Source organism: Rhodococcus pseudokoreensis (genome assembly GCF_017068395.1).
Taxonomy (GTDB): domain Bacteria; phylum Actinomycetota; class Actinomycetes; order Mycobacteriales; family Mycobacteriaceae; genus Rhodococcus_F; species Rhodococcus_F pseudokoreensis.
Genome location: NZ_CP070619.1, coordinates 102,329 through 115,078 on the forward strand (window position 1 = coordinate 102,329; position 12,750 = coordinate 115,078).

Annotated in this window: 12 protein-coding genes; 3 read left to right on the top strand and 9 right to left on the bottom strand. The window is 70.2% G+C overall.

The features are described 5' to 3' along the window. Window positions 1-10: 10 nt before the first annotated feature. Window positions 11-2,335 (top strand): CaiB/BaiF CoA-transferase family protein, encoded by a 2,325-nt coding sequence (locus JWS13_RS05835; RefSeq protein WP_206004926.1) that lies wholly within the window; start codon window positions 11-13, stop codon window positions 2,333-2,335. Here JWS13_RS05835 and JWS13_RS05840 read toward each other — a convergent pair. From JWS13_RS05840 to JWS13_RS05880, 9 genes are all read right to left on the bottom strand, one after another. Next, window positions 2,326-2,781 (bottom strand): MaoC family dehydratase, encoded by a 456-nt coding sequence (locus tag JWS13_RS05840; protein ID WP_206004927.1) that lies wholly within the window; start codon window positions 2,779-2,781, stop codon window positions 2,326-2,328. The two genes, JWS13_RS05835 and JWS13_RS05840, sit on opposite strands and share 10 nt — an antisense overlap. Window positions 2,782-2,796: 15 nt before the next feature. Next, on the bottom strand, window positions 2,797-3,291 hold the full coding sequence (locus JWS13_RS05845; RefSeq protein WP_241032117.1) for an FAS1-like dehydratase domain-containing protein: 495 nt from the start codon (window positions 3,289-3,291) through the stop codon (window positions 2,797-2,799). After that, window positions 3,288-4,427 carry an NAD-dependent epimerase/dehydratase family protein gene (locus JWS13_RS05850; RefSeq protein ID WP_206004928.1) on the bottom strand — a complete coding sequence of 380 codons (1,140 nt, stop codon included), beginning with the start codon at window positions 4,425-4,427 and terminating at the stop codon, window positions 3,288-3,290. The genes JWS13_RS05845 and JWS13_RS05850 overlap by 4 nt, the downstream gene beginning before the upstream one ends. Window positions 4,428-4,482: 55 nt before the next feature. Beyond that, a complete protein-coding gene (locus JWS13_RS05855) occupies window positions 4,483-6,306 on the bottom strand; it encodes an NAD(P)/FAD-dependent oxidoreductase (protein ID WP_206004929.1) in 1,824 nt (607 codons plus the stop codon). Further along, entirely contained in the window at window positions 6,303-6,851 is a 549-nt protein-coding gene (locus JWS13_RS05860) for a VOC family protein (protein ID WP_206004930.1), read from the bottom strand. Before JWS13_RS05860 ends, JWS13_RS05855 begins: the two co-directional genes overlap by 4 nt. Further along, complete coding sequence (locus JWS13_RS05865) at window positions 6,848-7,705, bottom strand: enoyl-CoA hydratase-related protein (protein ID WP_206004931.1); 858 nt, start codon at window positions 7,703-7,705, stop codon at window positions 6,848-6,850. The genes JWS13_RS05860 and JWS13_RS05865 overlap by 4 nt, the downstream gene beginning before the upstream one ends. Further along, complete coding sequence (locus JWS13_RS05870) at window positions 7,705-8,949, bottom strand: CaiB/BaiF CoA transferase family protein (RefSeq protein WP_241032118.1); 1,245 nt, start codon at window positions 8,947-8,949, stop codon at window positions 7,705-7,707. Before JWS13_RS05870 ends, JWS13_RS05865 begins: the two co-directional genes overlap by 1 nt. Further along, window positions 8,946-9,446: a nuclear transport factor 2 family protein gene (locus JWS13_RS05875; protein ID WP_206004932.1), complete on the bottom strand. Its 501-nt coding sequence runs from the start codon at window positions 9,444-9,446 to the stop codon at window positions 8,946-8,948. Before JWS13_RS05875 ends, JWS13_RS05870 begins: the two co-directional genes overlap by 4 nt. 101 nt (window positions 9,447-9,547) lie before the next feature. Next, on the bottom strand, window positions 9,548-10,042 hold the full coding sequence (locus JWS13_RS05880; protein WP_206004933.1) for a VOC family protein: 495 nt from the start codon (window positions 10,040-10,042) through the stop codon (window positions 9,548-9,550). 106 nt (window positions 10,043-10,148) lie between these two features. On the opposite strand from JWS13_RS05880, the gene JWS13_RS05885 reads away from it, so the two are divergent. Together JWS13_RS05885 and JWS13_RS05890 are read left to right on the top strand one after the other, a co-directional pair. Further along, window positions 10,149-11,318, top strand: a complete 1,170-nt coding sequence (locus JWS13_RS05885) for an amidohydrolase family protein (protein WP_206004934.1) — start codon at window positions 10,149-10,151, stop codon at window positions 11,316-11,318. Between the two features lie 171 nt (window positions 11,319-11,489). Further along, a complete protein-coding gene (locus tag JWS13_RS05890) occupies window positions 11,490-12,740 on the top strand; it encodes an ABC transporter substrate-binding protein (protein ID WP_206004935.1) in 1,251 nt (416 codons plus the stop codon). Window positions 12,741-12,750: the final 10 nt, after the last annotated feature.

Consider the following 12,750-nt stretch of genomic DNA (forward strand, 5'->3'; position numbering starts at 1 on the left):
ATTGCAAATAGTGAGCAGAACTATTTTGAAGATCGAGAGGCTGACCGTGGACGACACGACCCAGATGACCTCGGAGCGTCCGGCGCTGGACGGCGTGCGGGTGCTCGACGCGAGCCGGGGCGTGGCGGGCCCGCTGGCCGGGATGGCACTCGGCGACTACGGCGCCGAGGTCATCCGGCTCGACGACCCCTCGGACGCGGACCTGCCCGGGTCTGTGGCCTGGCATCGCAACAAGACGATCATCCCTCGTGAGCGCGGCTCAGCCCTGGTTGCGGACGCCGACCTGGTGCTCACCACCGACGCCCGCACGGCGGCCGCACTGGGCCTCTGCCTGGACGACGAGCCTCCGGCCGGCCTGGTCCACCTGCACCTGCCGTTGTGGCATGACGAGCAGGACGGCCTCGACCCCTACACCCGCGACCGGATGGTCTCCGCCGACTTCGGTGCAGCGCGGCGGCAGACCTCGTTCAGCGGCGGTCCGGTCGACGAGGTCTACCCCTTCCTGTCCTCCATGCAGGGCGCCTGGGGCGCCACCTGTGGCATCGCCGCGCTGGTCGAGAAGATCCGCACCGGCTGCGGCCAGCGGGTGGTGGTCGACCCGCTGCACGGCTCGATGGTCACCACGATCACCACCATGCTGGTCAGCCCGACCGAGCCGCTCCCGGCGACCACCGTCGGCCCCGGCGGCCCCAACCCGACGTTCGGGACCTACCGCTGCGCCGACGGCGAGTGGCTGTTCCTGGGCGCGCTGGGCTCGAAGTTCCAGGACATCGCGTTCGAGCACCTCGGCACCACCGGCATCATCGTCGACCCGCGGATCGACGGTGTGCGCGAGCGGCTCTACGCCCCCCGCAACAGGGACTGGGTGCGCGCGCGACTGGCCGAGGCGTTCGCGCGCCGTACCCGTGCCGTGTGGCTCGAGGAGCTCACAGCAGCCGGGTGCCCGGTCAGCCTCGTGGGTGACCGCGACGACTGGCTCGACCATCCGCAGGTCGCCGCGCTGGGTCAGCGCGTCGAGCTCGAGGACCCGCTCGTCGGCGACGCCGTGACCGGCGGGGTCGGCGCCGAGCTCTCCCGCGGTGGGCTTCGCGAGCACCGGGCGCGGATCTTCGCCGACAACGCCGAGTGGGCCGAGCCGCGCGCCGGCCTCCCCGCGCCGCTGGACGCGCTGCCCACCGGAACCGGTCCCCTGGCCGGCATCAAGGTCGCCGATCTCGGCACGGTGCTGGCCGGGCCGTACGCCGGAATGCTGCTCGCCGCGCTCGGCGCGGACGTGGCGAAGGTGGAGACGGTGACCGGCGACGAGCTGCGGGTGCGTGGCTACGGCATCGCCCGTGGCCAGCGCGGGCTCGGCATCAACCTGCGCGATCCGCAGGGGTACGACGCCTTCCTGCGGCTCGTGGCGGCCAGTGACGTCGTGCTCGACAACTACCGACCGGGCGTCCTCGAGCGCCTGCACATCGACCACGCGACGCTTGCCGAGTGCCGGCCCGACATCGTCACCACCTCGATCACCGGGTACGGCGCCGACGGTCCGCTCGGCAGTCAGCCCGGGTACGACCCGGTGGTCCAGGCGCTGACCGGGATCATGAAGGCCCAGGGCGGCAGCGCCGAGCCGGTCTTCTCCACGCTGGCGATCAACGACGTGACGGTCGCGTGCCTGGCCGCGCTCGGCACCTGCGCGGCGCTCTATCAGCGTGCCGCAGGCCGCGGCGGGCAGCACGTCACCTCTTCGCTGGCCGTCGCCGCCACGTTCATGCAGAGCGGTGAGCTGGTCCGCTACGCCGGCCGGCCCGCCGCCGAGACCGGTGGCCGGGACTTCCCCGGTCCCGGGCCGCTGTCCCGGTTCTACCCGTGCGCGGACGGCTGGGTCCGGGTGCACCTGCACTCGGCGGCGCAGGCGGTCGACGCCGGGCTGCTGCCGGAGGTGTCCGGCGCCGAGGAGGGTGCGGACGCGCTCGCCCAGCTCATCGGGACGGCGATCAGCGCGCTCACCTCGGCCGAAACGGTGGCGGCCGTGACCGGTGCCGGCGGCGCCGCGGTCCGCGCACGCGATTTTCGCGAGGTGGTGAACGACCCCGAGCTGCTGGCCGACGGCCACGTCACCGAACTGGTCTGGCCGGACGGCAACTCGACGTTCCTTCCTCATCGCCTGGTCACCTTCAGCGGGCATCCGCCGTACCCGGTCATGCGGGCCACCGGTCACGGCGAGTTCAGTCGCGAGCTGCTCGGCGAGGCCGGACTGTCGGGTGCGGAGATCGAGGAGCTGATCGGCGCCGGAGTGGTCGTCGTGGGCGAGCCGATGCACTCGGTCGTGGGCGTGGGCTACCGCTGATCCGCGACCACTGACGCGCGGCCGTCGCGGCGCCTGGCGGGCACCGCGACGGTCGCCGTGCCGGGCGCAAGTACGGTGCCCGCCTCGTCCTCGATCCACAGCGTGACATCGACCAGACGGTCCCCTGCCTCCTCGCGCACCTCGGTGACGCGGGCCTTGACGTCGAAGAGCGCGCCGCGCAGCGTCGGTCCGCGGAACTGCAGGGCCAGTGCGACCACCCGAGCCCCGGGCAGCCACTCGCGCAGCATCCGGTGAGCGTAGGACCACTGCAACCGGCCCATCGCGATGGCACCGGGGTAGCCGGCCCTGCGACCCTCGTCGTCGTCCATGTGGATCGGCACGAACTCGTCGTTGACGGCCGCGAAGCGGTTCCACTCGGGGTATCCGGTGCAGCGCGGACCGGCTGCGATCACGTCGCCGACCCGCACCTCTGCTCTCGCGCTCATCGTGGTTCCTCGGGGTCAGTAGCGAATCGAGGTGTCGTGGCCGAGCTTCACGCGAGCGCCGTCCTGGTTGGTCCACTCCACCTCGGTGACCGTGATCAGCATCGGCCCCATCCGTCCGGTTTTCTCGCGGTAGGAGTGCAGGCGGGTCTCGGAGCGGATCACGTCGCCCGCGCGTATCGGGGCGCCGTAGACGACCTCGCTGCCTCCGTTGATCTGGTGGCGCAGTCCGGGGCCGGCGATGCCGATCGTCTTCTCCAGCCGGTCGGAGTCGCGCTGCAACGGCGCCACCGCGGGCACCATCCGGTCGGCCACGATCCAGGCGAAGGGATTGAACTCCTCGGGCGCCACGAGCAGGCCGCCGCCGGGGACCACGAAGTGCGCAGGCGGCGGATCCGGGTAGTAGACGGCGATCGCCCACCGCCGGATGTCGGAGGCGGCGACGGGGAACGAGACCCGCCAGTCGGCCACGGCGCCCAGCGAGGCCCGCATCTGCTCGCTGACCAGGCTCATCGGTCGCGGTGGTCGCGCTGCCCGGCGACCCTGGGGTGGGCGTAGGGGTGCACAATCCTCGTGGCCGGCGGCTGCTCGGCGCGAAGCGCCGCCGTCGCGCGACGGTACGCCTCGACGACGCGGTCCTCCTCCGCGTAGTCGAAGCGGTCGGCCAGCGCATCGGCAGCCCCCTCGACCGGCGGATGCTCGACGTACCAGCGCACCGTCTCGGTCAACGCCACCACGGCCGGCGTCGGCTCGACGTAGCCCAGCAGGTCCGCGGCCTTGTGGACGTCGACCAGCAGATGATCGTCGTGGGAGAGCGGGTAGAGACCACGGCCGGGGCCTGCCAGGTCGAAGGGCAGCGAGACCGGGCGCAGCGCGCCTCCGGCCGCCGCCGCGCAGACCTCGACCCACTGACGCATCGAGAACTGGTCGCGGTCGCCGACGTTGAAGATCTCACCGGCCGCGGCGTCCGGCCGGTCGACGGCCGCAAGCAGGTACGCCGCGGCGTTCACCGCGGCGCAGCGCATCGTGGCGGTAAGTCCGTTGTCGGCCAAAATGATTCGGTCGCGGCCGTCGAGGACCCGCCGGACCACCGACCACTCCCGCGGGTAGACCTGACGCGGTCCGTAGATCGAGGGATAGCGGAAGATCGAGGCGGAGAAGGCGGTTCGCTCGTGCAAATCGAGAACGTGCTGCTCCGCCGCGCGGATCTTTCGGGAGAACGCCTCGCCGCCGCCCTCCGTCGCAATGTCCTCGGGCCGCGTCGCCCGTCCGACGTCGGCGGCGCCCTCTCGGGCCTGGACCGGCATCCCTTGTGGTGCAAGGCGTCCCGGCTCGTGGTAGCCGGTGTAGGCGGGCAGCCCACTGACGGCGACAAGGGATCCGCAGCGCCCTGCGACGGCGTCGGCCACCACCCGGAGCCGGCCGTACGCGGCGACCACAACGTCGTACGAACGCCCCGCGAGCGCCTCGTCCAGCGATTCACGGAAGTGCGGGTCGGCGTGAATGTGCTCGTACGCGTCCAGCTCCGGCAGCTCGTGCGTGCCGCGGTGCAGCAGGGTGACCGCGTAGCCGCGCTCGGCGAGCCCGGCGGCCACGTGCGGGCCGGTCGGACCACTGCCGCCGACCAACAGCGCTCGGAGTGGCCTCATGCGTCGATCCTTTCGTCGGTCGGCTGCGCCGTGGTCGGTCCCTCGGGAGCCGGCTTCAGCCGGCCTGTTCCTGCTTCTTCTTCTCGACGTTGATGCTCGGGTCGATCAGACCCTCGTTCATCGCCTTGATGAGCAGCGCGACGTGCTGGGAGAAGAACCGCGCCAGGCGCAGGCCGTTGGCCATGAACCAGAGCTTCTGGTGGCCGGAGTGGCGCAGCGTCGTCCTCAGCTCGCCGCGGTCGTCGACGTTCCAGACCGTTGCCAGTGCATCGGTCACCTCGTCCCCGACGATCGGGCGTGCGACCTCGCGCATGTTGCGGAAGCCGGTGCAGAAGACGACCACGTCGGCGGCCTCCTCGGTCCCGTCGCGGTAGACCACGCCGTTCGCGGTGAACCGCTCGATCTCGCCCGGCTGAATCCGGATCTCGCCGTTGATGATCAGCGCGCAGTTGCCCTTGTCGATGTAGACCGCACCGCCGCCGCGCGTGGTCAGGTAGGCCTGGCCCGCGTCGCCCGGTCCGAGGGTGGTGCGGAAACCCGCCGCCTCCAGACCGGCCAGCATCTCGGTGTCGAGCTCGGCGATCCTGCGGGTCACGATCGGCGCCAGCCCGGTGCTGAGCGCGAGTGGGTTCGCGCTGGCGAGGAGGTCGGCGGTGCTGGTCTCCGGACCGTCCTCGCCGTAGTAGTTGCCGAAGAGATTCTTCAGGCCGTGCCGCTGGGAGAAGACCAGAACGGGGCTGCGCTGGACCATCGTGATCGAGTCGGCCTCGTGCTCGTAGGCGTCCTGGGCGATGTCGTGTGCGCTCGCGCCGGCTCCGACCACCACGACCTTCTTGCCCCGCAGTGCCTCGCCGCCCAGATGCGTGCTGGAGTGGGCGACGGTGCCGGTGAACTCTTCCATGCCCTCCACCACGGGCTGGTGCGCGATCGTCTCGCGGCCGGTGGCGAAGACCAGGTGCTGCGGGTGGAGGGTGCGCCGTTCGCCGCCGTGGTCGAGTTCGACGGTCCAGTGTCCGTGCGCCTCGTCGTACGTGGCGCTGTGGACGTTCGTGCTGGTCCACAGGTCGAGGTCCATCAGGGTGACGTAGGACTCCATCCAGTCGGCGAGCTTCTCCTTCGGGGTGAAGAGCGGCCAGGTGCTCGGATAGGGCAGATAGGGGAACTGGGTCGCCCACTTCGTGTCGTGCAGCAGCAGCCCGTTGTAGCGCAGCCGCCAGTTGTCGCCGGCGCGCGCGTAGCGGTCGACGAGCAGCGTGGAGACGCCGAGCTGTCCCAGCCGGGCGGCGAGGAACAGGCCGGAGTGTCCCGCACCGACGACGAGGACGCTGGGGTCGGCGTCGCGGTACTCGCGGCGCTCGGCCCGGACCTCGTCCAGTGAGCGGCGGGCGCCCGGCACCGACGGCGAGTTGTGCTCGTCCGTGGCGGCGTCGGCGATCGAGACCACCGGCTCGGGGAAGTCGCGCAGCGCCTCGAGGCTGGTGGAAACGACCCACGAGCGCCAGGCGCCGTCGTCCTCCTGCACCAGGCGGACCACGCCCCGGCCGGTCGAGACCCGGGTCTCGAAGTGGTAGATCGCCTCGATGTAGGCGCCGTTGAACGAGACCGGCCAGGACTCGTCGAGCCGGAGCGCGCCGAAGCCAGTGTCCTCCAGCGCGTTCGCGAGCGCGTCGACGATGTCGTCGGCGCCGTGGACGGCGACCAGGTCCCAGGACAGGGCGTAGATGTCGCGCCACCAGGGGTCGGCGGAGAGCAGCGCACGTACGCCGGTCCGGTCGGCGCCGGCCAGCGCGCGGTTCATGCCGTCTATCCACTCCTGCACCACCGTCCGGTGGTCCGGGTCCAGCCTGGTCAGGACCGGTGTGTCGTCGAGCTGGGTCATCGGGTCTCGTCCTTTCCGGCCTGAGCGCGGAACTCCCGCACCGTCTCGGCCGAGGGCAGTGCGATCAGCTCCACCTGGTTGCCGTCCGGGTCCTCGCAGAGGAAGAGGGTCACAGGTCCGTAGTTCTTGATGATGCTGGTGGTGGGCTCGGAGTAGACCTCGCAGCCCATCGCGACCAGCCGGTCGTGGAGGGCACCGATGTGGTCGGGGTCGACCGGGAAGGACAGCTGGCCCATGCCGATGTCACCCGGTCGCTTGGGCCGGCCTTCGTCGTCCTCCGGCAGGTTCCACTGCGCGAGCTCGATCTGGCCGACCCGCGAGGCTCCCTGCACGAAGACAGTGGTCGCCTTGGCGTGCGCCGGCAGCCGCATGAGCGACGGCGTCAGGTCGCTGGTTTCCTTCGTCAGGGTCTGGCGCATGCCCAGCCCTTCGACGTAGAACCGCACGGAGGCCTCGAGGTCACGGACACCGATCGCGACGTGGTTCAAGCTCCCGACGGCAATCCGGGTCTCCGCCGGGGCGCGATTCTCCTCGGCCGTCGTCACAGCACGAACCCCTCTTCCTTGAAGTCGCCGTCGCGCCATTGCAGCGCCGACTTGAGCCCGTCGCGGGCCGCCCTCGTCTTGAACTCGCCCGAACCGGGCCGGAAGCCCTGGGCGAGCACGTACCACGGGACCGACGACTGCAGCGCGGACCGGAAGCCCATCGCCTCGTAGGTCTGGTTGAGCGCAATCTTGTTGGCCGAGAGCATCGCCGGGTGCAGTTTGGCCATCGGCCGCAGCTCGCGCATGACCTGTTCGTCGAGCTCCTCGGCCGGGTAGCTCTTGGCGATCCAGCCCATCTCCGCGGCACGCTGCCCGGTCACCGAGTGACCGCCCAGCTGCATGTACTTCGCCTGCGCCATCGACATCTTCCAGGGGAAGTACTCGATGTCGGGGGTGGACTGCGCACGGGTGGGCGGGTAGCCCATCACGCAGTCGTCGGCGGCGAAGACGATGTCGCACATCGACATCAGCTCCGAGCCGCCGGCCAGCGCGTAGCCGTGCACCTTCGCGACCACCGGCTTGAGCAGGTCCCAGATGGTCATCCAGTCACGCAGACAACTGCGGGGGAACTGCCCGGTCCAGGACTCGAAGAGCTCGGAGTGGTTCCACCCGTCGGGCCGCTCCGGATTGGCCTGGCCGCCTGCGTAACTGTTCATGTCGTAGCCGGCGCAGAACGCCTCACCCGCACCCTGGATCAGGATGAGGGTGACCTCGTCGTCGGCCTCGGCAGCCTTGAGCGCCGCCACCACCTCGCGCCGCAGCGCGGGGCTGAGCGCATTGCGCTTCTCCGGCCGGTTGAGGGTGATCGTCGCGATCCGGTCCTCCACGCCGTACAGGATGTTCTCGAACTCCACTAGTTCTCCTCGGATCTGTGCTCATGGCTCTGCCCGCTGTCGGGCTGGAAGGGGGTGGGGGCATCGGTGGTCACGACGACCCCACGGGCGATCAGGTCCTCGATCCGGTCGGCGGTCACGCCGGCGGCCGCCAGCACGGCGCGGGTGTCGGCGCCCTGCGCTCGCGGCGGGGTGCGCACCGCTCCGGGTGTCCGCGCCAGCCGCACCGGAACGCCGAGCATCCGGACGCCGCCGGCCTCGGTCACCATGCCGTGTTCGGTCAGGTACGGGTCGTCGAGCACATGCTCGACCGGGCGCACGATGCTGGCAGGCACACCCTTGGCGATCATCTCGCGTGCGATGTCGGCGTCCGGGTCGAGTCCGGAGACCAGGGCAGCCAGGTCCGCGTTGAGGTCGTGCCGGTTCACCAGCCTGTCGGCGTTGGTTCGGTAGCGCGGGTCGGTGGCCAGGCCCGGCTCCCCCAGGAAGTCCGCGAGCAGCGCGAACTGCCGGTCGGAGCCTGCCGCGACGTACACCTCGCCCGCCGGCGAGTCGAACACCTCGCAGGGGGCGATGTTCGGGTGGCCGCTGCCGAGGCGGCGCGGGGGTTCGCCCGTCATGAAGTAGTTCGCCGCGACGGGGTGCAGCAGGCTGACCGCGCCGTCGGCCAGGGTCAGCTCGACGAGCTGGCCACGGCCGGACGCGGTGCGTTCGTGGAGCGCCAGCAGCACGCCGGAAACGGCGAGCAGGCCGGCGGTGAGATCGGTGATCGGCATCGGCACCCGCATCGGGCCGCCGTCGGGCTCGCCGTTGAGGTGCATGATCCCGGCGTGCGCCTGGATCACCGCGTCGTACCCCGGCAGACCCGCCATCGGGCCGTCGGTCCCGAACGCGGTGATCCGGCAGTAGACCAACCGCGGAAACCGCTCCAGGAGCGACGCCGCGTCCAGTCCCCAGCGATCCATCACGCCGGGCTTGAAGTTCTCCACCAGGACGTCGGCGTCCTCGAGCAGCCGCAGCACGAGCGCGCGGCCGTCGGGTGCCGAGAGATCGGCGCTCAGGTGCTGCTTGTTGCGGTTGAGCCCCGCGTAGTAGGAACTCACGCCGTCGGGATGCGCCGGCCCCCAGGTGCGGGTCAGGTCACCGGCGACGGGCTCGACCTTGACCACCTCCGCACCGTGGTCGGCCAGCATCTGGGTGCAGTACGGGCCCGCGAGGACGCGCGAGAGGTCGATGACCCGCACGCCGTCCAGGGCCCCGGTCACTCCGCTGCCCTCAGCACTTCGGCGGCGTCGGGGGCCCCGGGCATCCGGCGCTTGCGCATCTGGATCCGCCAGCGGCCGACCTCGCGCCGGAACGCCCACTCGTTGATCGAGGCGCTGAGCAGCTTCAGGGTGGGGCCGTCCTGGTGGAAGATGAACGAGTAGCCGTTGGCCACGGCGTCGTCACCGGTCACCCTGATCGCCAGATTGTTGCCCTGCACGTGCATGCTGCGGCCGTAGAAGCCGTTGTCGTGGGCGGCGGTCCGCACCGAGAGGAACTCGCGCATCGCAGCGAGCCCCTCCCACCGGACCACCTCGTAGGGGTCGTCCCCGCGTCCGGCGGAGACGTCCATGACGCAGTCGTCGGTGAAGAGCGCGAAGTACTCCTCGTCGAGCGGAGCGTCGGCGTAATAGCCGTATCGGGCGAGCAGCTCACGGATCTCCCGCTCGTCCTCGAGTTCGCGCAGCCGAGCCTCCAGCATTGCCAGCCGGTCCTCCACGGTGCATCATCCTTTCGAGTCGCCCTGCAACGCACTGTACATCACATCAACATGCTTGCAATGCATCACTGCAACATGCTTGCGCAAGTGACGCGGACGGCTCAGCAGCAGCCGTCGGGCGCGACGCCTACGCGCTCGTCGAACTGCAGGATCGTGCCGTCGGGGTCCTTGACGAACATCGCCCGCATCGGCTGACCGGCGCTCTCGCCGTATCCGACTCCGGTGGTGTCCTTGACCGAGACCGGCTCGTAGCCGGCCGAGCGCAGCCGCGTCGCCAGCGCCGGGATGTCGTCGACCCAGAACCCGATGTGGTGAATGCCGATCTGGCCCAGGTGGAGTGGCGCGTTCCCGGCCAGTTCGTCGGACTGCGAGATCGCCAGGAAGAGCCGGTCGCCGTAACCCTCGCCGTCGTTTCCGCCGAACCTCAGCATCACCTCGCGACGCCGGGTCGAGCCCACCTCGGGCCCGTAGAGCGAGTCCGCCGGCGGCTCGTTGGTCGCGTCGCGAATCACCGTCATCCCGAGCGCGTCGCGGTAGAACGCCAGCGAGCGTTCCAGGTCGCTGACCCCGATGGCGATGTGGGAGGAGAGCTTCATGAGGGTTCCCTTTCGACATGTAACTCGGATAACTTGATCACAGTAGCCTCATTACTTAGCCGTCCCGGGCGCCGCCACAGCGCGACCGCCCGTCCCAGGAGGACCCTTGACTGCCACGCTGCCCGATCTCGGCACCGCGGAGACCGGGCACACGCTCGGGATCATCGACTGCGACGTCCACCCGCTCAAGATTCGCGAGCACCAGCAGCGCGGTGCCGGCGTGCTCTCCTACCTGCCGCAGCGCTGGCAGCGGCATGCTGCCGAGGTGGGGGTCGCCCGCGGCGGCTGGGCCGGCGGCGACCGGCCCCGGCCGCGGGAGTACGGCCAGCGCTGGGACACCGAGCCTCCCGGCGGCGGCGCGCCGGGGAGTGACCCGCTGTTCGCCGCCGAGCAACTGCTCGACACGTACCAGATCAGCGCGGGCCTGCTCAACGACCTGGGCGCCTTCTCCTCGGCGGGGATGAAGGGGCAGCCGACCGGCTTCTCGGCGGCGTACTGCCGGGCACTCAACGAGCATCGGTGCGACAACTGGCTGGCCCGGGACCCGCGCTGGTACGCCTCGATCAACCTGCCCTACGAGCTGCCCGAGCTGGCCGTGCGGGAGATCGAGTTCTGGAAGGAGCAGGACCGGCAGTACGGAGACCGGATGAAGCAGATCATGCTCGCGCCGGACAACCTGCGCCCGCCTGGCCACCCGTCGTACTGGCCGATCTACGAGGCCTGCGAGCACTACGGGCTTCCGGTGACCTTCCACGTGATGACCGGAAACCGGGTCACCCCGTCGGGCTCGCCGAGCTACTACTACGAGGAGCACTGCGACTACGCGGCGTTCAACTTCCCGATGGTGGCCAGCTTCATCTTCGAGGGCGTTTTCGACCGCTTCCCGAATCTCGCGATCGTCCTGGTGGAGCTCGGCTGGTCGTGGGCGCTGCCGCTGTCGTGGCGCCTGGACGCCGCGGCCCGCACAATGGGCGGCGAGGTCGCACACCTGGCCAAGGCGCCCTCGGAGTATCTCCGCGACCACTTCTACTTCACCATCCAGCCGATGGAGGAGCCGGAGGACGACGCCCACCTCGACGAAATCTACGACGCATTCCTGGCCTCGGGCCTGGGCGAGAAGCTGATGTACTCCTCGGATTACCCCCATTGGGACTTCGACGAGCCGGCGGCGCTGCCCCGCAACCTGAGTGTCGAGCGCCGGGCCGCCGTCCTGGGCGGCGTGGCGAGCGAGCTGTACGGCATTCCGCTGCTCCCCGGCCAGGGCCTCGCGGTCTGATCTCGGTACCCGTTTTCTGCAATCTATTTTTAATAATGTTACTGACATGGACATAGCTTGATCGCGGGCCTAGGCTGCCCTCGGTGCCGCACCGCGGTTGGTGAGGCCGGATGGAACGCGAGGAGAAGCGTGACAATGAAGGTGAACGGTCGAAGGAGAACAGCGCGGATCGTGAGCGCTCTGGCGACACTGACGGCGGTGGCACTCGCCGGCTGCGGCGCCGACAACACGGCGGGATCCGAGCAGACGGCCGGCGGGGCCGACAGCCCGGCGGCCGCCCTGAGCGGGACCCCGATCACGATCGGGTACGCCGCCTCGATGTCGGGGGCGCAGGCCAGCAACGGACTCGGCGGCAAGGCCGTCGCCCTCGCTTGGCAGGAATACACCAACGCGCACGGCGGCATCCTCGGTCATCCCGTCGAGATCACGGTGACGGACACCAAGAACACCGTGCCGGGCGCGACGTCGGTCGTGAAGGGCTTCATGGGCGACTCCGACGTCGACGCCGTCTTCATGACCGATCTGGTCGCCGAGTCCGCGATGACCGACACGTTCAAGAACACCGATGTCGCGGTCATCAGCGCGAACGGCGCCACGAACGTGCCGTGGACCACCGTGCCGGGGCTCTTCCAGGACGTGTCCGGTGCCGAGTACGCGGCGCGGGTGTTCGCCGACGTCGCGAAGGCCGCAGGCACCGAGAAGCTCGGGTGGGCGGTCTGCTCCGAGGTGGCGAACTGTCAGGAGAACAGCGACAAGGGCTCGGCCTACGCCGAGACGCTCGGCGTCGCCCCGGTCGGCACCCAGCTGATCTCCGCGAGCGCCTCCGACTACACGGCCCCCTGCCTGTCGTTCGCAGGCAAGGGCACCGACGGCATCGCGATGTACGCCGGCTACACGACCGGCACCCGCTTCGCCACGGACTGCCTCCGGCAGGGATACTCCGGCACCTTCCTGACCGCGAACTCCGGCTTCGACCAGAGCGCCTTCGGCAAGGTCAGCGGCTTCAAGTCCTACGGCAGCACCGAGGGCTTCCCCTGGTGGGCAGACGATCCCGCCGTGGCGACGTACCGCGACGCGATGGCCGAGTACTCCCCCGACGGTGCCTGGCAGTCCGGCAACGCGACGTCGATCTGGTCGTCCTTCGAGCTCTTGAAGAAGGCCCTCGACGACGCGAAGCCCGCGACGATCGACCGCGCCACTGTGATGGACGCGATGTACCAGGTGAAGGACGAGACGCTCGGCGGCCTCCTCGCCCAGCCGGTCACCTACGCCAAGGGCGAGCCCTCCCGGCCCGTCGAGTGCAGCTGGTTCCTGAAGTTCGACGCCGGCGACGACGAGCCGACGAGCATCGAGCCCGCGAAGTCCGGCAACGGCGCGACCGGCGACCTGGCGAGCACCTGCGGGGACAGCGTCGGCAGCTGACGTTCGACGA